The sequence below is a fragment of the Candidatus Schekmanbacteria bacterium genome (genome assembly GCA_016219965.1).
Classification (GTDB): domain Bacteria; phylum Schekmanbacteria; class GWA2-38-11; order GWA2-38-11; family J061; genus JACRJM01.
Map to the genome: position 1 here is coordinate 156,072 of JACRJM010000001.1, position 22,418 is coordinate 178,489.

The 22,418-nt window shown below is 43.3% G+C and carries 25 protein-coding genes; 16 read left to right on the forward strand and 9 right to left on the reverse strand.

The features are described from left to right. Positions 1 to 33 precede the first annotated feature (33 nt). The gene (gene miaB / locus HZA77_00755) at positions 34 to 1,338 is read left to right on the forward strand and encodes a tRNA (N6-isopentenyl adenosine(37)-C2)-methylthiotransferase MiaB (protein MBI5373934.1); all 1,305 of its coding nucleotides are present in this window, start codon (positions 34 to 36) and stop codon (positions 1,336 to 1,338) included. Between the two features lie 15 nt (positions 1,339 to 1,353). Here the strand turns inward: miaB and HZA77_00760 are convergent, their stop codons facing one another. Next, positions 1,354 to 2,112, reverse strand: coding sequence for a fumarylacetoacetate hydrolase family protein (locus tag HZA77_00760; GenBank protein ID MBI5373935.1), 759 nt, complete (start codon positions 2,110 to 2,112; stop codon positions 1,354 to 1,356). 58 nt (positions 2,113 to 2,170) lie between these two features. On the opposite strand from HZA77_00760, the gene HZA77_00765 reads away from it, so the two are divergent. Then, positions 2,171 to 3,226 (forward strand): type III polyketide synthase, encoded by a 1,056-nt coding sequence (locus HZA77_00765; protein MBI5373936.1) that lies wholly within the window; start codon positions 2,171 to 2,173, stop codon positions 3,224 to 3,226. Positions 3,227 to 3,520: 294 nt separating this feature from the next. Next, the gene (locus HZA77_00770) at positions 3,521 to 4,120 is read left to right on the forward strand and encodes a hypothetical protein (protein ID MBI5373937.1); all 600 of its coding nucleotides are present in this window, start codon (positions 3,521 to 3,523) and stop codon (positions 4,118 to 4,120) included. 135 nt (positions 4,121 to 4,255) lie between these two features. On the opposite strand, the gene HZA77_00775 is transcribed toward HZA77_00770, so the two are convergent. Beyond that, entirely contained in the window at positions 4,256 to 4,555 is a 300-nt protein-coding gene (locus tag HZA77_00775; GenBank protein MBI5373938.1) for a DUF2442 domain-containing protein, read from the reverse strand. Between the two features lie 189 nt (positions 4,556 to 4,744). Between HZA77_00775 and HZA77_00780 the strand changes: the two genes are divergently transcribed. Genes HZA77_00780 through HZA77_00790 form a run of 3 tightly spaced genes read left to right on the forward strand, consistent with a single transcriptional unit; the run spans position 4,745 to position 5,580 of the window. After that, positions 4,745 to 4,990 carry a transposase gene (locus HZA77_00780; GenBank protein MBI5373939.1) on the forward strand — a complete coding sequence of 82 codons (246 nt, stop codon included), beginning with the start codon at positions 4,745 to 4,747 and terminating at the stop codon, positions 4,988 to 4,990. A 24-nt stretch (positions 4,991 to 5,014) separates the two neighbouring features. After that, positions 5,015 to 5,269 (forward strand): ribbon-helix-helix protein, CopG family, encoded by a 255-nt coding sequence (locus HZA77_00785; protein ID MBI5373940.1) that lies wholly within the window; start codon positions 5,015 to 5,017, stop codon positions 5,267 to 5,269. Further along, complete coding sequence (locus tag HZA77_00790; protein ID MBI5373941.1) at positions 5,269 to 5,580, forward strand: type II toxin-antitoxin system PemK/MazF family toxin; 312 nt, start codon at positions 5,269 to 5,271, stop codon at positions 5,578 to 5,580. The genes HZA77_00785 and HZA77_00790 overlap by 1 nt, the downstream gene beginning before the upstream one ends. 47 nt (positions 5,581 to 5,627) lie before the next feature. Here the strand turns inward: HZA77_00790 and HZA77_00795 are convergent, their stop codons facing one another. Continuing rightward, positions 5,628 to 7,922, reverse strand: coding sequence for a DNA translocase FtsK (locus tag HZA77_00795; protein ID MBI5373942.1), 2,295 nt, complete (start codon positions 7,920 to 7,922; stop codon positions 5,628 to 5,630). Positions 7,923 to 8,145: 223 nt separating this feature from the next. Here HZA77_00795 and HZA77_00800 point away from each other — a divergent pair, with 223 nt between their 5' ends. The 7 genes from HZA77_00800 (at position 8,146) to pgsA (ending at position 15,006) form a co-directional block, all read left to right on the forward strand. Further along, entirely contained in the window at positions 8,146 to 9,969 is a 1,824-nt protein-coding gene (locus tag HZA77_00800; protein MBI5373943.1) for an ATP-dependent metallopeptidase FtsH/Yme1/Tma family protein, read from the forward strand. 65 nt (positions 9,970 to 10,034) lie between these two features. Continuing rightward, positions 10,035 to 10,883 carry a dihydropteroate synthase gene (gene folP, locus HZA77_00805; GenBank protein MBI5373944.1) on the forward strand — a complete coding sequence of 283 codons (849 nt, stop codon included), beginning with the start codon at positions 10,035 to 10,037 and terminating at the stop codon, positions 10,881 to 10,883. A 7-nt stretch (positions 10,884 to 10,890) separates the two neighbouring features. Continuing rightward, positions 10,891 to 11,673: a TIGR00159 family protein gene (locus tag HZA77_00810; protein MBI5373945.1), complete on the forward strand. Its 783-nt coding sequence runs from the start codon at positions 10,891 to 10,893 to the stop codon at positions 11,671 to 11,673. Beyond that, the gene (locus tag HZA77_00815; protein MBI5373946.1) at positions 11,670 to 12,608 is read left to right on the forward strand and encodes a hypothetical protein; all 939 of its coding nucleotides are present in this window, start codon (positions 11,670 to 11,672) and stop codon (positions 12,606 to 12,608) included. Before HZA77_00810 ends, HZA77_00815 begins: the two co-directional genes overlap by 4 nt. Positions 12,609 to 12,614: 6 nt before the next feature. Then, positions 12,615 to 13,331 carry a pyridoxine 5'-phosphate synthase gene (locus HZA77_00820; protein MBI5373947.1) on the forward strand — a complete coding sequence of 239 codons (717 nt, stop codon included), beginning with the start codon at positions 12,615 to 12,617 and terminating at the stop codon, positions 13,329 to 13,331. 22 nt (positions 13,332 to 13,353) lie between these two features. Further along, positions 13,354 to 14,361 carry an aspartate-semialdehyde dehydrogenase gene (locus tag HZA77_00825; GenBank protein ID MBI5373948.1) on the forward strand — a complete coding sequence of 336 codons (1,008 nt, stop codon included), beginning with the start codon at positions 13,354 to 13,356 and terminating at the stop codon, positions 14,359 to 14,361. 102 nt (positions 14,362 to 14,463) lie between these two features. Continuing rightward, complete coding sequence (gene pgsA / locus HZA77_00830) at positions 14,464 to 15,006, forward strand: CDP-diacylglycerol--glycerol-3-phosphate 3-phosphatidyltransferase (GenBank protein ID MBI5373949.1); 543 nt, start codon at positions 14,464 to 14,466, stop codon at positions 15,004 to 15,006. Here the strand turns inward: pgsA and der are convergent. From der to HZA77_00860, 6 genes are all read right to left on the reverse strand, one after another. Continuing rightward, the gene (gene der / locus HZA77_00835; protein ID MBI5373950.1) at positions 14,993 to 16,327 is read right to left on the reverse strand and encodes a ribosome biogenesis GTPase Der; all 1,335 of its coding nucleotides are present in this window, start codon (positions 16,325 to 16,327) and stop codon (positions 14,993 to 14,995) included. The two genes, pgsA and der, sit on opposite strands and share 14 nt — an antisense overlap. Before the next feature lie 61 nt (positions 16,328 to 16,388). Continuing rightward, on the reverse strand, positions 16,389 to 16,697 hold the full coding sequence (locus HZA77_00840) for an integration host factor subunit beta (protein ID MBI5373951.1): 309 nt from the start codon (positions 16,695 to 16,697) through the stop codon (positions 16,389 to 16,391). An 18-nt stretch (positions 16,698 to 16,715) separates the two neighbouring features. Next, positions 16,716 to 18,446 carry a 30S ribosomal protein S1 gene (locus HZA77_00845; protein MBI5373952.1) on the reverse strand — a complete coding sequence of 577 codons (1,731 nt, stop codon included), beginning with the start codon at positions 18,444 to 18,446 and terminating at the stop codon, positions 16,716 to 16,718. 32 nt (positions 18,447 to 18,478) lie between these two features. Further along, entirely contained in the window at positions 18,479 to 19,171 is a 693-nt protein-coding gene (locus HZA77_00850) for a (d)CMP kinase (GenBank protein ID MBI5373953.1), read from the reverse strand. 4 nt (positions 19,172 to 19,175) lie between these two features. After that, positions 19,176 to 20,477, reverse strand: coding sequence for a 3-phosphoshikimate 1-carboxyvinyltransferase (gene aroA, locus HZA77_00855; protein MBI5373954.1), 1,302 nt, complete (start codon positions 20,475 to 20,477; stop codon positions 19,176 to 19,178). Further along, positions 20,474 to 21,352 (reverse strand): prephenate dehydrogenase, encoded by an 879-nt coding sequence (locus HZA77_00860; GenBank protein ID MBI5373955.1) that lies wholly within the window; start codon positions 21,350 to 21,352, stop codon positions 20,474 to 20,476. Before HZA77_00860 ends, aroA begins: the two co-directional genes overlap by 4 nt. 211 nt (positions 21,353 to 21,563) lie before the next feature. Between HZA77_00860 and rplU the strand changes: the two genes are divergently transcribed. The 3 genes from rplU to HZA77_00875 all read left to right on the forward strand — a co-directional run. Continuing rightward, positions 21,564 to 21,875, forward strand: coding sequence for a 50S ribosomal protein L21 (gene rplU / locus HZA77_00865; GenBank protein MBI5373956.1), 312 nt, complete (start codon positions 21,564 to 21,566; stop codon positions 21,873 to 21,875). A 22-nt stretch (positions 21,876 to 21,897) separates the two neighbouring features. Continuing rightward, entirely contained in the window at positions 21,898 to 22,161 is a 264-nt protein-coding gene (rpmA, locus tag HZA77_00870; protein ID MBI5373957.1) for a 50S ribosomal protein L27, read from the forward strand. Positions 22,162 to 22,173: 12 nt separating this feature from the next. After that, on the forward strand, positions 22,174 to 22,418 hold a 245-nt coding region (locus HZA77_00875; protein MBI5373958.1), incomplete at its 3' end, for a GTPase ObgE.

Here is a 22,418-nt window from a genome sequence, read left to right on the forward strand (position 1 = left end):
AAGGGAAAATTGAGTATAGGCTAAGAAGGGACTATGAAATATCATATAGAGACATTCGGCTGTCAGATGAATGACCATGATTCCGAGAGGCTTGCGGGCATGCTTGTAGGCGAAGGACATAGCATGGCGGAAAGCCTTTCCGAGGCGGACATCGTTATCCTCAATACCTGCTGCATAAGGGAAAAAGCAGAGCATAAGGTTTTTTCCGAGATAGGGAAGCTTTCAAAGATGAAGGACAGAGGAAAAAATATGCTCATAGGGGTCTGCGGTTGCATTGCTCAAAAAGAGAAGGGGAGGATAATAAAAAAATTCCCGAATGTTGACATCGTTTTCGGGACAATGAACATCTCCAGCCTTCCGGACATATTAAGGCGCGTAAAGAATGAGAAAAAGGTTGTAGATGTCAGGGAGGAAACGGCTGCTACGGTTACCGAAACACCGCTTCTTCGCTCTGACGGAGTGAAAGCATGGATTACCATAATGGAAGGGTGCAACAACTATTGCAGTTACTGCATTGTCCCATATGTTAGGGGAAGAGAGAGGAGCAGACCTGCGGAACAGATAATTGAAGAGGTGGAACGACTCGCGAAAGAAGGTTACCGGGAGTTCACATTGCTAGGGCAGAATGTTAATTCATATATGTCCCACTCTCAAATTGAATGTGATTTTACAGGCCTCCTTGAGAGGCTCAACAAAATAGATGAAGTGCTCCGCATAAGGTTTGTCACATCCCATCCAAAAGATTTCGGAGAAAGACTGATATATGCAATGAGAGACCTTGAAAAGGTGTGCAGGAATATTCATCTCCCTGTCCAGTGCGGGTCAAGTAAAGTGCTTCAGATGATGAACCGCGGATATACCCGCGAAGAGTACATGGATAATATAAAGTTGTTAAGGGAGATAATTCCTGATGTGGGAATTACTACTGACATCATTGTGGGTTTTTCCGGAGAGACCGAGGCTGATTTCGAAGAGACCGTAAGCATACTTCGCGAGATACGTTATGATTCCATCTTTTCATTTAACTATTCACCGAGAAAACCTGCCGCAAGCGCTAAATTTCTGGATGATGTTTCACCTTCCGAAAAAAGCAGAAGGCTTGACATTGTGCAGACGCTTCAGAAAAAAATAACACTTGAAAAGAACATCGCCCTTGAAGGTGAAGTTGAGTCTGTCCTTGTTGACGGCAAAAGCAAAAGGGCGGATGATGAGTTGATGGGACGCACAGAGCAGAACCGCGTTGTCAATTTTTCAGGAAGTCAATCAATGCTTGGAAGAATTGTTAAAGTAAAAATCCTTCAAGGTCACAGCAATAGCCTGAAGGGGGAAATAGTTTAAGTAGTTTAATAATTGTTACTTTGAATTAATCCTGTTCTCCAATACCCCGATTCCCTCAATCTCGACCTGTACTACATCACTTGGTTTAAGCTCTCCTACTCCGCAGGGGGTACCTGTGATTATCACATCTCCTGGAAGAAGTGTCATTATGCAGGAGATGAAGGATACAAGGAAGTAGGGCTTGAATATCATCTGAGAGGTCGAAGAGCTCTGCACGACATTTCCATTCAGAGTAGTCTTGATTTTTAGGTTGTCAGGTTGAAGGTCAGTTTCAATCCAGGGGCCAATGGGTGCGAATGTATCGAATCCTTTCCCGCGTGTGAACTGTCCGTCTTTCCTTTGAAGGTCCCGCGCTGTAATGTCGTTGGCGCAGGTAAATCCGAGGATATAATTTTTTGCTTCGCCTTCTGAAATATTTTTTGCTGTTTTTTTAATTACAATTGCAAGCTCTCCCTCATAATCAACTTTTTTTGACTGAGGCGGATAAGAAACTATATCCCTATGGCCTATGACAGCGGTTGAAGGCTTCATGAACAACATAGGCTCGTCAGGTATCTTTGAGCCGAACTCTGCTGCATGGTCTTTGTAATTGAGTCCGATTGCGATTATCTTTGACGGCTGGCATGGAGGAAGTATCTTTACATCTGACAGGGGATTTCTTATCCCTGTCATTGTGAAAGTCTCATAGGCAGAACCGAATATCTTTTCTATGCTTTCCCCGACAACAATGCCTTCAAACTGTTTCCCGTTTATTTCAGCCCTTGCGATTTTCATTATGTCTCCTCGAAATCTGTTTCCAAAAAGCATATTACACAGTAGTATGTCAACTATAATGAAGAAGAAAAATACTGATTTTTCCCCCTCCATAATTTCCATTGCTACCGCCAATCCTTCTGCCACATTTACGCAGGAAGAGGCATACAAGCTCTCCGGGTATGATGATAAAAAGATAAAGGCAATATTTTTAAACTCCGGAATCAGGAAAAGACATTTTTTTGTGCGCCCAGCAGATAAGGTGCCAAATGAAAGTGTTAATGAACTTAACGCGAGGTATAAGGAAGGCGCGGTAGAGACCGGCGCAAGAGCGATATCTGAGTGTCTTAAAAATGCGGGAACAAATCATATTGATTTTCTTGCCGTTGCAACGTGTACGGGCTATCTCTGTCCCGGACTGTCATCAATATATGTGAAGAAGCTTGCCCTTAACAAGAGCCTTCAGCGCACTGACATTCAGGGGATGGGATGTGCGGGAGCGCTCCCGGCACTGCAAAGAGGATGGGACCATGTGAGGGCGAATTCCGGTTCAAATGCATTGGTTACTGCTGTTGAGATTTGCTCTGCCGCATATTTTATTGATTCGTCGATTGATTCATCTATGGAAACGATTATCGGGAATGTCATATGCGGAGATGGGGGAGCCGCAGTTCTGCTTGGTGAAAACCATGTATATGGAATGCCTTACATCTTAGGATTTCATACTGAGATATTTTCAGATTACCTTGATTCAGTTGGTTTCAGCTCAATCGAGGGGAAGCTTAAGATCATACTCGGCAAGGAGATCCAGAATATCGCGGGGAAGGCTGCGAGGAAAGCGATTGAAGCCCTTCTAAAAAAACATTCGCTGAAATTCAAGGACATCAAAAGATGGATAATCCATCCTGGCGGCAGGAATGTGATTGTGAATATTGCAGATGAGCTTGGGCTAACGAGAAAGGAGCTTTCTGCTTCATACGAAGTCCTTGAGGAATACGGCAATATGTCATCGCCGACTGTTCTCTTTGTATTGAAAAGAATGATTGATTCAACACCGCCGGCAGAAGGGGAATACGGAATAATGTTAGCGCTTGGGCCGGGGGTTGCGGCGGAGGCTGCGCTCCTACGCTGGTAATGGAGGAGCAGCAAATTCAATTTTTGGTGTTATACTTCGTCACTGGCCAGCTCACAAATCCTCACATACAAAAAAGTATGCTCCGGTATTGCTCGCTGTCCATTTCCTCGTCTTCCACACAAAACTTGAATTTGCAAAAAAAATGAAAGCCATACAGTATTTAACCTATCCAGTATTTTTATAGTGAATCTATTGTAGACTTTTGATAATTATATTTTACTTGTTTAGGCAATTTTCTTGACTTGTTAAATTGAGGTAGAATATAAAATGCTTGGTATTAAATGGGTATAATATATGTTAACTCAAAAAATAATAAATGAATCAGTCGAAACAGATAACGTCTTAAGATCAGAAATAGACTCAGATGAACAACTCATTTGGTCTGGAAAACCTCAGCAAGGCATATTATTTAGAAGTTCAGACATATTTATGATTCCTTTTAGTCTACTGTGGGGAGGGTTTGCGATATTTTGGGAAGTTATGGCCATTACAAGCACAAGAAAGACCCCAAACTCAGTTGATAATGTATTTTCATTATTTGGCATACCATTTGTTTTAGTTGGTTTATATATGATTTTTGGGAGATTTATTGTTGAAGCAATACAAAGAAATAAAACATATTACGGTATTACAAATCAACGAGTTATAATAGTGTCAGACTTAATTGGAAAGAGAGTTAAAAGTCTCAACTTAAGAACTCTATCTGATGTATCACTAATAGAAAAAAGTAACGGTAAAGGAAATATTACTTTTGGACAAGATAGCATATGGTCTACGTGGTTTAATATGGGGGCCATGCCTGGGATAGGTGTTCCACAGACTCCGAGGTTTGAAATGATTGACAACGCTAAGGATGTTTACAATAAACTAAGAGAAGAAATAAAGAAGAGCTAACCATCTCAAGAAAAAAATGTCAGGTCCTGAAAAATGCAATAGGTAACTTCAGCTTTACACTTAATGTAGATCTCTATTTCAAAGGTTCAATCTTGTCGGGCTTCTGATGAGTTAATGTCTTTTCCCAATCCTTTTTTAATTCTTGCTGATGAAGGCTTGCGAAACTGCTTTATCTTTTTTTAGGATTGTAAGCGGGTCAACGCCAAGAACTTTGGCATAGAGAGTGTCCGGGCATAGATCAATACCGCCTTCCCAGGCTATTGTATGGTTTTCTGCATCAACATAAACGGAGTTAAAGAAATTTATATCATTCCACGCTGAAAATACACCTTTACCAACGAGCTCTGACAGGTCGACTATACCTTCAACTCCATCTGAAAATTTTATCCAGACTCTGTATTTTTCCAATGGCTTTACCTGAATAATTCTGTGCATATATTTAATCCCTCTTTGTTCTTCTATATTATTCTATCAATATGATTAAAAATCAAGCAAGAGAAATATATTAATTTTAGAAGGCTTCAACTGCCAGACTTACTCTTCATCGTCTGGATATGAGAGTGAGAGCAAGTCAGGTGTCGGAGCTTTTGTCTGCTGCAAAAACCACCAGACTCCTGTCTGGTGATGAAGTTAAATGTACAAGTTGATCATGTACACATGGTGATTGTGGTACCGCCGAGAGTTGCAGTTGCAGAGGTAGTGCAGTTTATAAAGGTGAGTTCAGCAAAAACCCTTAAAGCGAAAATTCCTTTTTTGAAGAAGACATATTTTGGACAGATGGGCATTTGGTCAAGAGGTTGCTGTGTGCCATCACTGTCAAAACATTTTATATTTGACACTTATTGTGACAGGAATTATAATTTGGTATGAATATAATCATACCGGGAGCAAAACATGGCAAGAGCTGTTAAGATTGCAATAAGCCTTACAGAAGAGGAATTCAAAGAAGTTGAAAAACTCAGGAAGGAAAGAGGTATTAACAGGAGCAAACTCATTGCTGAGGCTGTAAGTCTTTTAAACAAGAAAAGCAGAACTGATGAACTGCTCAGGAAATATGAAGAGGGTTATAAAAAGAAGCCGGAAGACCTTCAGGAATTGAAAGGATTTCAGAAAGCGTCAATGGATGTACTAAATGAAGAGGACTGGTGATGAAAAAAGGTGAGGTTTGGTGGGCAGATCTGCCACCTCCAATCGGGAAACGTCCGGTAGTACTTTTGTCCCGTGATGAAGCATATAGAGTAAGGAACGCAGTTACAGTTGCACCTGTGACAAGAACAATAAGAGATATACCGGTAGAGGTTTTATTGGATATTAATGACGGTTTGCCAAAAAAGTGCGTTGTGAATCTTGATACAGTTATTACGATTCAAAAAAACTTGCTAAAGGAAAGAATCTGTCTGCTCAAGGAGGAAAAAGTCAGACAGATAAATGCTGCCATCAAGTTTGCCCTCGATTTATAATCCAAGTCTTATTTATTCTTCGTGGAAAATAAAATTAAGAGGTTAGCTTATTCTTCCTCGTCGGGATATGAGAACGACAGCATGTCAGGGGTTGAAGGTTTTGGTGCGCGTTTTTGCGTTGGCACGGCAGGTTTGCGTTTTCTCATTAACATATCATCGAGCCCCATTTCATCCATAAGTACTTCACGCGGTTTGATTCCATCCTGTGCTCCGACTATCCCTGATGCCTCCATCTTCTCTATCATGCGGGCGGCTCGGTTATAGCCTACGCGGAATTTCCTCTGCACCATTGATATTGAGACCTGCTTGGTTTTTACGATCCAGCGGAGCACTTCCTCATATTTCTCGTCATCCTCTTCCGCACCTTCCTCTTCGCCTTCTTCTATATCAGGGGTGATCACTGAAAGGTCAGGGATGGATTTTCTCTGCTTCTTTATAAACTCAACTATCGATGTCACCTCTGAATCGGAAACAAAGGCGCCGTGGACTCTGGTGAGTTTGTTGTATCCGGGAGACATAAGAAGCATGTCACCTTTGCCTAAAAGCTGTTCAGCGCCGTTTACATCGAGGATTGTACGGGAGTCAATCTTTGTCGAGACCTGAAGTGCGACACGCCATGAGAAGTTTGCCTTTATCACACCTGTTATTACATCAACAGATGGTCTTTGTGTCGCAATAATAAGATGAATGCCTGCGGCACGCGCCATCTGCGAGAGCCTCTGGATTGAGTCTTCAACTGACTTTGATGCAACCATCATCAGGTCTGCTAGCTCGTCTATGAATATCACTATGTATGGAAGAGGGCTTTCCTGTATCGCGTTTTCCTCGAGGAACTTGTTGTAGGCGGTTATGTTCCTTACGCCTTTATCCTTCATCAGCTCGTAGCGGCGGCTCATCTCGCGCACAGCCCATTGCAAGGCATAAGATGCCTCCTTGGGGTTTGTGACGACAGGAATCAGAAGGTGCGGTATCTCCTGATATATGGAAAGTTCAAGCATCTTGGGGTCAACCATTATCATCTTAACCTCTTCAGGCGTTGTCCTGTAAAGGAGTGAGAGTATCATCATGTTGACTGCAACGCTTTTTCCTGAGCCTGTTGTTCCCGCAATCAGAAGATGCGGCATCTTTGCAAGGTCTGCTAAAAATGGGTTGCCGAGAAAATCCTTGCCCATGGCTATGCAGAGCTTTGAGGGATGTTCCATGAATGATTCTGACTGGAGTATCTCTTTAAGGTAAACGCTTTCGCGCTGCGTGTTGGGAATCTCAATCCCCACTGTGCCTTTTCCTGGAAGCGGCGCCACGATCCTCACATTTATCGCCTTCATGGCAAGTGAAAGGTCATCTGCAAGGGAAACTATCTTGTTTATCTTGACACCCGGCGCAGGTTCAAACTCATACATGGTGATTACAGGGCCAGGGCGCACTTCTGTGACTTTCCCTTCTATGCCGAAATCGCGAAGCTTCTTTTCAAGTATGCGGGAATTAAGAAGAATATCCTGTTTGGTCATCTTTGATTCGCTCTTTGACTGGTCCCGTAGAAGGTCGAGAGTGGGAAGAGTATAATCATCCATGAACTTGAATGCCTGCTGGACAGGCTCCGGAATTATTTCTTCTTCCTCTATCTCTTCTATCTGCTCTATCACTGGCTCAGGTTTCAGTTTTTCAATTTCGATTTTTGGCTTTATCTCGGCTGAGTGTTTTTTCCTATGCCTCCAGCTATAGTAGCTGTCCATCACTGCTCTCATTTTTATTCGCATCCACGAAGCTGCTTTGCCAGCCCCCTGTGCAGTACTTATTGTTCCTTTTATTATGGAAAATTCCGTGAGAAGAAAGAGTGAGACAAAAAGGATGATGGCGAGAAGTATGTAGCTTCCAGCAGCGCCAAGCAATGATTCGGCAATGCCTGTAAAGAATGAACCGATCATCCCTCCGGGCATAATGCCGTTTGAAATGCTGCTGACAGATTCACCTCTGAATGGGAACTGGAGAATAGTGCAGATACTGAGAAAAAAAGTTATGAGCCCCAGTGTTCTTAAGATTTTCTTTTCAATTGTTTTCTGTCTTATGAGAGAGAAGCTGAATACAAAAAGAAAAAGCGGTATGAAAAGGGATGCATAACCGAATATCTCGAACATGAGACCCGAGCATTCTGCCCCGAAGATTCCCGTGAGGTTCTTATAGCCTTCTTCATTTGCCTGCTCCGAGCTTGCAAAAAACCATGTGGAGTCATTCTTATTATAGGAGATGAGACTGATAGCGAGGAATACGGTAAACCCCAGCAGGAATAGGGCAAACATGTCCCGCCTGATATTGCGTTTCCCCGATGATTCGCCTTTTCCCATTAGTCTCCCTGCTTTTCTTTAGGATGTAAGATTTAATTATAAGTGAAAAAATCGCACCATACAAGGGGAATATTAATCATGGAAAATGGTGAAAGCCGTGAAACTCCTTGACACTACAGGCAGCTTTTTGTATTTTCTTTTAGCGTGAGATTAAATTATTTGCGCATATCTCTTACTTTAAATGAAAGAAAAAGGCAGGTAACTTATGGCAGCCGGCGACAAAATGAATCAGTTCTACAAGAATGTGATGCTATGGGTAATACTCATTGTATTTACCATAATACTGTTCAATGCATTTAACACCCCTAAGGAAACCCAGAAGGAGCTTGACTATTCCTCCTTTCTTCAGCAGGTGAAAGACGGCAAAGTCTCGCAGGTGTCAATACAGGGAAACGACGTTGAAGGGACGCTTTCTGATGGAAGCAAGTTCAAGACCTATACTCCTGATGACCCGGAACTTATCAAGACACTGACAGAGAAGAATGTCCATGTGAAGGCTCTGGCGCCGCCCACAAGCCCCTGGTACATAGTATTCCTTTCATCATGGTTCCCTTTGATAGTCCTCCTTGGGATATGGGTGTTTTTCATGCGGCAGATGCAGATAGGCGGCAACAAAGCGCTTTCCTTCGGCAAAAGCAAGGCACGACTTCTCAATGAAAGCCAGAACAAGGTTACTTTCGATGATGTGGCAGGTGTTGATGAAGCAAAGCAGGAAGTTGAAGAGATAATCGAATTCTTAAAAGATCCCCAGAAATTTCAGAAGCTGGGTGGAAAAATACCAAAGGGAGTTCTGCTGATCGGTTCTCCGGGTACAGGGAAGACTTTGCTTGCCCGCGCCATCGCAGGTGAGGCTGAGGTGCCTTTCTTTACAATCTCCGGGTCCGATTTCGTCGAGATGTTTGTAGGTGTCGGAGCATCAAGGGTGCGCGACCTCTTCGAACAGGGAAAGAAAAGTGCGCCATGCATAATATTCATAGATGAGATTGATGCTGTCGGCCGTCACCGCGGAGCAGGCCTTGGCGGCGGGCACGATGAGAGAGAACAGACTTTAAACCAGCTCCTTGTTGAGATGGACGGCTTTGAATCCAACGAAGGTGTTATATTAATTGCTGCAACGAACCGCCCTGATGTCCTTGACCCGGCGCTGCTGCGCCCCGGCCGTTTTGACAGGCAGGTAGTAGTTGCGCGCCCTGATCTTAAGGGTAGGGTAGGTATTCTCAAGGTCCATACCAAGAAGCTTCCTCTTGACCCTGATGTTGACCTGGAAATTGTTGCAAGGGGAACGCCCGGTTTCTCCGGAGCAGACCTTGCCAATCTGGCAAATGAAGCTGCCCTTTATGCAGCACGGTTCAACAAGGAAAAGGTTGAGATGTCTGACTTTGAACAGGCAAAAGACAAGGTACTCATGGGAGTTGAGAGAAAGAGCATGATAATCAGCGATGAAGAGAAGAAGATTACCGCCTACCATGAAGCCGGACATACTCTCGTCGCAAAGCTTCTGCCCGGCACAGACCCTATACACAAGGTTACAATAATCCCCCGCGGTATGGCTTTGGGACTTACACAGCAGCTTCCAATAGATGAAAGACACACCTATGCCCTGGAATATCTGAAGAACAATATATGTGTTCTTATGGGAGGAAGGCTTGCAGAGGAGCTTATTCTTCAGCAGCCTACAACCGGAGCTGGAAACGATATAGAGAAAGCCAGCGAGCTTGCAAGGAAAATGGTTTGTGAGTGGGGGATGAGCAAGGAGCTTGGCCCTCTGACTTTCGGGAAAAAAGAAGAAGAGATTTTCCTCGGACGCGAGATATCAAAGCACAGGGATTACAGCGAAGGTACTGCAATGTCTATTGACAGGGAAGTAAAAAGGGTGGTCATGGACTGCTACAACCAGGCAAAGTCTCTGCTCATGTCGAGACTCGAAACTCTTCATGCCCTTGCGAATGCACTGCTTGAAAAGGAAGTGCTCGGAAGCGAAGAGATTGAGGCAATCGTGAAAGGGATAAAGCCGGAGATTGTTGCAGAATCAGGTACAGCCGTTTAACAGCATTACTCTGTCAGCAGAACAAGAGTTTCCCTAATTTAGTTAATCAGCAGTTTAAAAACTTTATGACGAGCGAATCCCGCATTTTCTCAGCAGGTAATGTTTCTCTAAATCTTGGTTCCGGCGCGCTGGTTATGGGAGTGCTCAATCTTACCCCTGATTCATTTTATGACGGAGGAAAATACTCTTCAATTGAAGAAGCGGTTTTCGCGGCGCTTAAGATGGAAGATGAAGGGGCGGCAATCATAGATATCGGAGGTGAATCAACACGCCCGGGTAGCGAAAGCGTGCCGGCAGATGTGGAGCTCGCCCGCATAATACCTGTGCTTAAAGAAATAAAAAAAAGAATAAAAATTCCTGTTTCAGTTGACACATACAAATCAAAAGTCGTAGAAGAAGCACTTATGAACGGTGCCGACATGATAAATGATATAAGCGGGTTTACACTGGATCCCAACATGGTTCATATAGCTGCAAAAGCGGGGTGTCCTGTTGTGATAGGGCATATAAAAGGGACACCCAAATCAATGCAGGAAGATGTTTCCTATGATGATGTAGTCGCTGACGTGGTGAGCTCTCTTGAGGAAAAAATTGACCTTGCCGCACAATCAGGAGTAAACAGAGCGTCGCTGATTGTTGATCCCGGGATAGGCTTCGGTAAACGTCTTGAAGATAACTTGCAGATCATAAAAAGGCTTAGGGAATTCAAAAAGCTTGGCTGTCCTGTCCTCGTTGGTTTTTCACAAAAATCATTCATAGGCCGTGTCCTTGATCTTCCGCCTTCAGAAAGGCTTGAGGGAAGCCTTGCTTCAGCCTGTGTTGCGGTCTTAAATGGTGCGGACATAATCCGTGCCCATCATGTTAAAGAGACTGTGAGAGCAGTAAAAATGGTAAAAGCAATAATGGAGTCATAGGGATATCATGGAGCTTCCATTCGGTCTTAGCTATATAGATCTGCTTAAGAACAGCCTCGATATATTCATCGTGGCTTTCATCATCTACAGACTCATGTTGTTTATCAAGGGGACACGAGCCATCCAGATGATCATAGGGTTGATTCTGTTTGGTTTTGTCTATCTCATGTCTTATTATTTCGAGCTTACGACAACGGGCTGGATAATGGAGCATTTCTGGTCTGTGCTCCTTATTGCCCTGATAATAATATTCCAGCCTGAGATAAGACATATGCTCGCCGAGATGGGACAGCGCCCGATTCTTTCTTCTTTTTTCAAATATGAAGAAACGCAGGTGATGGGGGAAATTATCAAGGCGGCGCTCGCACTTTCGAAAACAAGTACAGGAGCGCTCATAGTCATGGAGCGCGAAAAGAGGCTCCGTCCTTACGTAGAAGTAGGCGCGATTCTGACGAGCCGCGTGACTGAAAGATTACTCATTAGTCTGTTTTATCCCGGGTCGCCTCTGCACGATGGTGCTGTGATAATAGGCGGGAACAGGATTTTCGCCGCAGGGTGTTATCTTCCCCTTTCTCTTAATATCAATATCTCGAAGCATCTCGGTACACGTCACCGTGCTGCCGTCGGTATAACTGAAGAAACCGATGCAGTTGTTTTGGTCGTATCTGAGGAGACAGGGAATATTTCCCTTGCAGTCGACGGCAAACTAAACACAAATTTGAGTGAAGAAGCCATCAGGGAGCATATGCAGACTCTTTTCAAGATTGCAAAGAAGGAAGAGAAAAAATGAGAAAATTGCTTTTCGATAATTTTGGACTAAAGGTTTTTTCTTTTCTCCTTGCCTTGACGCTTTGGTTTTATCTTACAATCGAGAAAGGGGCTGAGCTCAATTTCCCTGTGAAGGTGCAGGTAGTGAATCTTCCTGAATCAATGGTAATAGCAGAAGGCGCTGTAAACAATGCTACGATCTGGGTAGGCGGGTTGAGGAGGTCACTTCTTAACCTTACACCCGAAAACATGGTGATCAGGGTTGATCTCAGGGATGCAAGCGAGGGGACTGTTGTATATCCCTTAAAGGCAGATTCTATAAGCCTGCCGCAAAATGTAAATGTTAAGATGATTGTCCCGCAGTTTCTTAATCTCAAGGTTGAGAAGCTGATAAAAAAGAAACTTAAGGTAAGGCCAAAGATAGTTGGGTCTCCTCCACAGGGGTATGAGATTGCAAGTGTCTCTGAATCTCCTGAATATGTAGAGGTAATGGGGAAAAGGAGCGTTATTGAGAAGATGCAGGAAATATTCACATACCCTATAGATGTTTCAGAGCTTAACCAGGCTCTTAATTTTGAAGTACCTGTTGATGTGGATTCTACCGGGCTGAAGATGGCAGGCTCCGGAAGGATGATAAAAGTAAAAATTGTTTTAAAGCAGAAAATTATTTCCAGAGAATTGAGCGAATTGCCTGTAATCCCCGGAAACAAACCCGGAAATAAAAATGAGGAGTCAAGCCTTGATATCGAGCCTTTAACTGTTGCGGTGGAAGTCAGGGGACCAGAAATTTTGGTTGAAAATTTAAAGCGTGAAGATATACAAGTGATTTTCAAAACTGAAAATCTCAGGGAAGGTAAGATATACAGAAAAAAGCCTGATGTCGTTCTTCCCGATGGGATAGAACTGATTGGAATCGTACCTGAGTATTTTAATGTGAAGATGAACAGGAAAGGGTAGGTTAAGATGAAGCTCGGTGTTAATGTTGACCATATAGCAACTTTAAGGCAGGCCAGGAAGGCTCGCGTCCCTGACCCTGTAGAAGCTGCCTTGTCTGCAGAACTTGCCGGGGCAGACGGCATAACAGTGCATTTAAGAAGCGACCGCCGCCACATACAGGAAAGGGATTTTCATTTGCTGCGGCAGATAATAAAAACAAAGCTGAATCTTGAAATGGCAGTAACCCCTGAGATGACTAAGGTCGCTGCCGAGATAAAGCCTGACATGATAACTCTTGTTCCGGAGCGCCCTGAGGAATTGACAACTGAAGGCGGGCTTAATATAGTTTCAAGCTTTAGTGATGTCAAAACACTTCTGTCCGCCCTTGCAGGTAAAGGGATAAAGATCGGAGCTTTTATTGATACCGGAAAAGAGCAGGTTGATGCTGCTTACGAACTCAAGCTTTCCCATGTTGAGATAAATACCGGAAAATATGCTGATGCGATTAATGAAGATGAAAGGCTATCGGAGCTTGAAAAGATAAAGGCCATAGTTAATTATGCTGTGAAAAAAGGGATTACTGTAAATGGCGGACATGGGCTGGATTATAAAAATGTCTGTTCAATAGCCGGGATACATGATATTTATGAGCTGAATATAGGGCATAGTATTATTGCCCGGTCGGTTATTGTGGGAATGTATGAGGCAGTAGCAGAGATGCTGCTTGCAATTAACGATCGTTAAACTTCATCGGAGGTAAACTAAAATGAGTGGTAGTTACAATGTTGCTGTTGCCGGTGCAACGGGAGCTGTAGGCAATGAGATGATAGCAGTACTGGAACAAAGAAATTTTCCCGTAAAAAGCCTTAAACTTCTCGCGTCAGAGAGATCTGTCGGAAAGAAACTGAAGTTTAAAGGAGAAGATATAAAGGTTGAGGTTCTGACCAAAGATTCCTTCAAGGGAATAGACTTTGCCCTTTTCTCCGCCGGAGCTACAAGAAGCAAGGAGTTTTGCCCTGCTGCTGCGGCAAGCGGAGCTGTCGTGATAGATAACAGCAGCGCCTTCAGAATGGATAAGGACATCCCTCTTGTAGTACCGGAGGTGAATCCTGATGCTGCCTTCAGACACAAAGGGATTATTGCCAACCCGAACTGTTCCACTATACAGATGGTCGTGGCATTGAAACCGCTTCATGATTATGCAAAAATCAAGAGGGTTGTTGTAACAACATTCCAGTCTGTTTCAGGTGCCGGCAAAAAGGCAATGGAGGAACTTGCGGAACAGTCAAGAGCAATCCTCAACATGAAGGAGATAAAGAAGAATGTTTTCCCGCACCAGATAGCATTCAACTGTCTTCCTCACATAGATGCATTCCTTGAGAATGGTTATACCAAGGAAGAAATGAAGATGGTCAATGAAACAACGAAAATAATGGAAGACGATTCTATAAAAGTTTCCGCTACGACCGTAAGGGTCCCGGTTTTTGTCGGACATTCGGAATGCGTGAATGTGGAATTTGTAAGGGAGATTTCGCCTCAAAAGGCAAAAGAGCTTCTCAAGAATTTCCCGGGCATAGTTCTTCTTGATGATGTTTCTAAGTTTGAATATCCACTGGCAATAAACATTGCAGGGACAGATCCGGTCTATGTGGGAAGGGTGAGAGGAGATAACTCCGTTCTCTATGGCATTAATATGTGGGTAGTTGCTGACAACCTGAGAAAAGGTGCTGCAACCAATGCCGTGCAGATCGCGGAACTGTTTATAAAACATTAAGCAAGTGAAAAAAGAACAAATCAAAAATTCCCTTTTACTTCCCCATTTCTCAGGGGAAGGGAGGGGAATTTGGTGAGGATACCAAGAGAGTTAACTATAACAATGAACCTTGCCAACTGGATTACTATATTCAGGATACTGCTTGTCCCTTGTTTTGTTATTCTTTTGCTATACGGAAGAGAGTTTGCAGCGCTTGGTGTATTTTGTGTTGCAGGAATTACAGATGGGATAGACGGATATATAGCGAGATCAATGGGGCTCAAAACAAAGCTTGGTTCTTATCTTGACCCTCTGGCTGACAAACTGCTCCTCGTCTCATCATTTGTTGTATTCTCAATAAAATATCCAAAGATAGTCCCTGTATGGCTCACTGTTTTAGTCTTAAGCAGGGACCTTCTCATAATAATAGGAGTTGTGATACTTCAATTCGTGATTGCCAGTCCAAGGATTGAGCCTTCCTTCCTCGGGAAAACAACTACAGCGGTTCAGATATTGATGATCTTCTTCTCTCTTCTTTTAGGGACTATCAATGCAGACGCACTTCCTCTGGTAATCGGCTTTTTCATAGGTCTTACGGCTCTTTTTACGATTGTTTCAGGGCTTCAGTATGTCTTGATTGGAACACGCCAGATCAATGGCGGATAAAGGGATTATCTCCCTTTCTGAATTTGAATTTTAAAGGCACTCCCTTTAGGTTATATGCATTCCGCAGTTTCTTCTCTATATACCTCACATAGTTTTTTTCTACTTCTGCAGGTTGGTTTGAGAATATCTGAAATATCGGGGAGTTTGCTGGAAGCTGATGGATGTATTTGAGTTTCACCGGCTTGCCGGTTGCCATGGGATGAGGATGCTCTATGCCGACTTTTTTTAAAATGGAATTCAAATCCGGTGTTGAAAATTCTGTTTTCATCCTCTTGGCGAGAGCATGCACTTCTGGAAATATCTTTTCAGTCCCTTTGCCTGTCATGGCTGACACGTTCAGTATTATGGCATAATCAAGATTGCCGAGCCTGAATTTTATTTCTTTTTTGTATTCATCTGCAGATGTCTTTTGATTTCCTACAAGGTCCCATTTGTTGCACAGCACTATAAATCCGCGCCCCTCGTCGTGTATGAGGTTTGCTATCTTTAAGTCCTGATCTGTTATTCCCTCGGAAGCATCTATGACAAGAAGCGCTATATCGCTCCTTCTTATACTTTTTATGGCAGTAAGAGAACTCTCTTTTTCCAGGTCTGTTGATATTCTCATCCTCTTTCTTATGCCGGGTGTGTCAACTATTATGAAATCCTTTTTTCCGAATGATGCGTGGACGTCTATGTTGTCTATCGTTGTCCCGGGTATTTCGCTTACTATCACTCTTTCCCATCCCAGAAGCCTGTTGGTGAGAGAGGATTTGCCGACATTGGGGCGTCCCACAAATGACATTTTAACTTCTGAGGAAAGATCAGAAATGGGCTGCTCGGTGTGTTCTTCGAGAAGTTCTTCTATGCGGTAAATGAGCTCATATATCCCGTCGCGGTGCTCGGCAGATAAGAAAAGAAAATTATCGAAGCCAATATTATAAAACTCGTTCTTGATGAGATTGCTTATTTTTAAATCAGATTTGTTCACGACAGGCACTATTGGTTTCCCTGACTTTCTTATGAGATCTGCAAGCTCTCTGTCCATGGGAAGGAGTCCGTCTCTTCCATCTATAAGAAAGATAAGAATATCAGAATCATCTATTGCCTTTAGGGTCTGCTCGCGTACAAGCGATTTCATGCGGGAATTGCCTTCATCAAATCCTCCGGTATCAACAAGAAGGAATTGCTTTGATACGGTCTTAACCACCGCTTCAATTCGGTCCCTTGTAGTGCCGGGCGTTTTGCTCGTTATTGCCTTACGGAAACCTGCAATAACATTAAAAAGCGTGGATTTGCCGACATTGGGGCGGCCTATTATTGATATTCTTTTTAGTTTCATAAAAATAAAAAAGCAGGGGATTTTACCCCTGCTTTCAATTTAAATTTTATTTACAGCTATCTTATGATTGTGTTTGCTCTGTTTTCTCACCGGCTGCATCAACCATCTTTTTAAGCTCTTTGCCAGCCCTGAAGAAAGGAACCCTCTTTGGCGGGACATGAACTTTATCTCCTGTCAGAGGATTTCTCCCGTCACGCGTATTGCGGTTGCGGACGGTGAAAGAACCAAACCCTCTTATCTCAACCTTATCATTACTCACAAGAGATTGTTTGATGTTTTCAAGCATGCAGTTTACAACTCTTTCAGTCTGTTTCTTGTTAAGAAATGTGAGCTTTTCAGAAACAGCCTCGATAAGTTCTGCCTTAGTCATAAAGATTTCCTCCTGGCATTATTTATCTGATTTCAAATCATTGTTGTTGATGAGCGACTCAAGCTTGGGTGCAAATTTTTCCTGTCCCTGAAGATAATCACTGACTTCCTGTCTTTCCGCGTCTTCAGAAAGCGCCCTGATGCTCAATCCTATCTTTTTCTCATCACTGTCTATCCTGATAATCTTTGCTTCAATCTCTTCGCCTATTGAGACAACTTCTTCCGGTCTGGAGATATTCTTGACGCTCAGCTCAGATATGTGGATGAGACCTTCTATCCCTTCTTCGATTTCAATGAATGCCCCGAAGTTTGCAAATTTTATTATTTTCCCTTTGACCTTGTTGCCGACCCTGAACTTGGAAGCTGCTTTTTCCCATGGATCCGGCTCAAGCTGCTTTAAGCCCAAAGATACTCTTTCATTTTCTCTGTCAATACTCAATACTTTTGCGTTGAGTATATCGCCCTTCTTTATTATGTCAGAGGGGTGTTTTATCTTTTTGCTCCAGCTTAGATCCGAGATATGGATTAGCCCGTCAATACCTTCCTCAAGGCCTATGAATACGCCGAAGTCTGTAATGCTCTTTACTTCGCCTTCAACTATGGAACTGATAGGATATTTTTTCTCTATCAGATCCCATGGGTTCGGTTCACACTGTTTGAGACCCAGTGATATTTTTTTGCCTTCCTTGTCAACGCTTAAAACTATGGATTCTACGATATCGCCGACAGCAAGGAGTTTGGACGGGTGTCTTACCTTCTTGGTCCATGACATTTCAGATATATGGATAAGACCTTCAACGCCTTTTTCAAGCTCGACGAAGGCACCATAATCAGCAATGCTTACGATCTTCCCTTTTACTTTTGTCCCTATCTGGTACTTTGCTTCAACCTCATTCCATGGATTCTCTGTTATCTGTTTAAGCCCGAGCGATACTTTCTCAGAATCGCGATCAAGCTTAAGTATCTTTACAGTAACATCATCTCCAAGTTTGAACATCTCTGAGGGATGGTTTATCCTTCCCCATGTCATATCTGTGATATGGAGAAGTCCGTCAATACCACCGAGATCAATGAACACACCGTATTCAGTTATGTTCTTAACTATCCCTTTTATGACTTCCCCTTCCTTTATCTTTTCCATGGTAAAGGCTTTTTTCTTCTCTCGGTCTTCTTCAAGAATCTTGCGTCTCGAGATTACTATGTTCCCTCTTTTGTGGTTAACATTGATTATCTTGAAATCATATGTCCTTCCGCAAAGGTCGTCCATGTTCTTTACGGGACGCAGGTCTATTTGGGAACCCGGCAGGAACGCCTTTATCCCGATGTCAACTGTCATGCCTCCTTTGATGCGCGACATGACTTTCCCCTGTATCACTTCATTAGTTTCGTATGCTTTTATGAGGGTCTGCCATACCTTGACCTTCTGTGCTTTTTCTCTGGAGAGAACTATCTGTCCGTCCTGGTCCTCTATGAGGTCAAGATAGACATCAACCTTATCTCCAACATTGAGCTTCGGCATATCTCCTGCTTCACTTCGGAACTCATGCGTCGGGACAATCCCTTCTGACTTGTAGCCCACATCAAGTGTGACATATTCAGGCTGTATGGCAATTATGATGCCTGTTATCACATTCCCTTCCTGGAAATCCTTCAGTGTGTCGGCATAAAGCAGTTCCATCTCCTCCCTGCTCAACTCTTTTATTTCTTCATCCGTGCTAAGATCCAAAGAATCTTCTCTAACTGCATCCATAAATTCTTTACTACCTCCTTGCGTATTTTTTCTCAGTTACTTAATTCACTGAGTTGCTTCTCAATATAATTTAGTGTTTCTGCGAGAACTTCTGTCACATTTTTTCCTGTTGTGTCAATATAAATTGCATCATCTGCAATTTTGAGTGGTGCACATTCACGGGAGCTGTCATCACGGTCTCTTTTGTTCATTTCCTCAAGTACCCGTTTTGCATCAACTTTTTCTCCCCGCGATACCTGTTCTTTATATCGCCGGTTTGCTCTTTCTGCAGAATTGGCATCGAGAAAAAACTTTATTTCTGCATCAGGGAAAATAACAGTGCCAATGTCCCTGCCATCTAAAACAATACCGCCATTTTTCCCTATGCCACGTTGTATATCGAGCAGGCTTTTTCTTACACCTTCATAGGAAGAAACTTTAGATGCGGCAAGAGATACTTCCTGTGTCCTTATTTTACCACTGACGTCTTCGCCATTTGCTATCAGGCGGGTGCCTCCCTTCGTTTGTTCGTAGGCGAGAGTAGTATTTAATGCCAATTCTGTCAATGCTTTTTCTGAGCTCATATCTATTTTGTTTTCAATGGCAAGATATCCAATAGCCCTGTATAAAGCACCGGTGTCAACATAGACATAACCTAATTCTGAGGCGATGAGTTTCCCGATTGTGCTTTTACCGGCTCCTGCGGGGCCGTCTATTGCTATTATGAGTTTTTTTCGTTTAACCAATTTGTTATCTTCCGCCGGTGAGATTTTTCAATATTTCATAGAAACCGGGAAATGATGTTTTTATGCATTCAGTCCCGCGTATGGTTGTCTGTCCCTCGGCAATAAGCCCGGCTATAGAAAATGACATTGCAATCCTGTGGTCAAGGTTTGCATTAATTGCTGTACCCACGAGTTTCCTTGTTCCTTCTATTCTTATCCAGTCCGGGCCGTCTTCAACTTTAACTCCCATTTTTCGCAATCCTTCGGCCATGCCTGCAATCCTGTCGCTTTCCTTGTGGCGCAGTTCTTCTATTCTTTTTACAGTTGTTACTCCGTCAGCTAATGCTGCGAGAATGAAGAATATCGGGAACTCGTCTATTGTGGAAGGGACAAGTGAAGCCGGGAAGTTTATGCCTTTGAGCTTCGAATTTTCAGCTATTATGTCAGCGCATGCCTCTCCGCCGCTCATCCTTTTATTTACAATCTTTACGCGTCCGCCCATTTTTAAGAGAGCTGTCAAAAATCCGGTGCGGGTAGGGTTAATGCCCACATTGAGAATGCGGAGCCTTGAGCTTTTCATTATCATTGCAGCGGCGATCATAAATGCTGCTGACGAAAAGTCTCCCGGCACAGTGAAATCGCATGCATGAAGCGGCTTGCCGCCGGTTACTGTGACAGTTGTTCCTTTTGCAGAAATATCAGCGCCGTAATGCCGGAGCATCTTTTCCGAGTGGTTCCGTGAAAGCAGAGGCTCTTTTATAGTCGTCTTCCCTTTGGTCTGGAGTGCAGCGAGGATTATGGCAGACTTTACCTGTGCGCTTGCAACAGGTGAGGCATAATCTATTGGCTTAAGCTTTCCTCCGATTATTGTTATGGGGGCTTTTGTCCCATTTTCACGGGCATAGATTTTTGCCCCCATGAGATTCATTGGAGAAATTACGCGCTCCATAGGCCTTCTTCTTATGGAGCTGTCCCCTGTGAGAACGCTTATGAAATCCTGCGCAGAAAGAAGTCCTGTAAGCAGCCTTATGCTGGTGCCTGAGTTGCCTACATCAATTACATTGTCAGGCTCTTTTAGTCCGCGGAATCCATCGCCTTCTATAACCGCTTCAGTCCCCTTGATGTCGATTTTGATCCCCATCTCTTTAAAAGCGCCGACTGTTGAGAGGCAGTCCATGCCGAGCGATATGCCGCTTATCCTGGATTTCCCTTCTGCTATGGAGGAAAAGATAATTGCCCTGTGGGTGATGGACTTGTCGCCTGGGACAGTTATGTCTCCCCTCAGTCCCTTGACGCCGCCGTTTATTTTTTTTATTTCCTCTTTCATTTGATTTTTTTCCTCAGCTCCCGGGCCTTCCGGAACTCATGTTTTATAAAGCCGGCATCAGATTTCTTTATTGCTCTTCTTAGTTCTGAAAGGTTCTTTTCAAATTTACTGATGGCATCAAGCACCTGCTCTCTGTTTGCAAGGACAATCTGTGCCCAAAGCTCAGGGTCGCTTTTTGCGATACGGGTAAAATCCTTAAATCCTGACCCTGCAAAAGTAAGCGGGTCTATACTTTGTCTTTTGGTTGAGCTTATAGTGTTCATGAGAAGGTAAGCGAGAACATGGGGAAGATGGCTTGTCACTGCAAGAAGGGTGTCATGTTCTTCAGGCGATGTGACTACTGGCTTCATCCCTATTGCTGACCAGAACTTTTTTGTAGCTGCAAGAATTCCTGATGGCGTTCCCGCGGAAGGCGTGATGATCACCTTCTTCCCTTCGATTATTGTGTTGCTTGCTGCTGTTATTCCTGAGTTTTCTACCCCTGCGAGCGGATGGCTCCCTATGAACCTGGATTTTTTACCGCATTTTTTTTCAATCTCTCTTACAATTTTCTCCTTAACGCTTCCGGTGTCTGTTAAAATTGTTTTATCTGAGAGATATGGCAGGACTGAAACCGCAGTTTCCGCTATCATATTTACCGGTCCCGCAATGACGATGATGCTGCAATCAGAAAGAAGTTTGTAATTGCTGATTGATGGTTTCATTCCCTTGTGTATGAATTTGTTTTTCAATGCATAAGAGAGTGAGCGGCTGTCAGTATCAATGCCGGTAATCTCTGCTTCAGGGATTTTCTTCCTTACAGCCATAGCAATTGAGCCGCCGATCATCCCTATGCCGATTACGGCAATTTTTTTAAATTCAGATTTTACAGCCATCTTCCTGATCCGCCTCATAAATGCTTCATATAATAATGAATGGCTGTATTTATTACGAAGCTTCAGCCATTGTCAAGCTTATGGTAGATAGAGATGAAAGGACTTGTTTTTTACTATTTGTCTGAAATTGCATATTTTTTTAAAAATCCTTGACTTTTGTCTTAACTTATAGATAAATACGCTTTTCAAATTGAAAGAGGAGGAAGGCATCGTGTATGCAGTTGTAAAAACTGGCGGGAAACAATACTCAGTTTCTCCCGGCGATTCCATTAAGGTTGAAAAGATATTAGGGAATGCGGGAGATATTATTGAATTAAATGACGTTCTTCTTTTAAATGACGGGCAGTCAACACGCATCGGCAGTCCATTCATAGAGAATGTGAAAGTGCAGGCGGAGCTTGTAGAGACCCGGAAGGACAAGAAGGTAATAGTTTTTAAATATAAAAGAAGAAAAAAATATCGCAGGAAAAAAGGCCACAGGCAGTTTTTCACGGTTCTCAAAATTAAAGAAATAGTCTGTTAAGCAATAAAAGTGAGGGTATAAATTGGCACACAAGAAAGCCGGCGGCAGTTCCACAAACGGACGCGATAGCATTGGAAGACGTTTAGGCGTTAAGAGATTCAGCGGACAGAAGGTTAATGGCGGCGGAATCTTAGTAAGGCAGCGGGGCACAAAATTCCTCCCTGGGAAGAATGTAGGCAGAGGGAAGGATGACACTTTGTTTGCAAAAATAAGCGGCACGGTTGCATTTGAATGGGTAACAAAAGATAAGAAACAGATCAGCGTCTATCCAGAACAAAGTATTTAACATAACCTCCCTGTGTTTATCGATTCGGCAAAGGTATTTGTAAAAGCCGGTGATGGTGGCAACGGGTGCGCAAGTTTCAGGCGCGAAAAATATGTTCCCTTCGGAGGCCCTAACGGAGGGGATGGCGGTGACGGCGGAAGCGTAATATTCAGGGCGACCTCAAGTAAATCCACACTCATAGATTTCCGGTATCAGCCTCATATCCGTGCAGGAAAGGGTATGCATGGAAAGGGTTCCGACCTTCACGGGAAAAACGG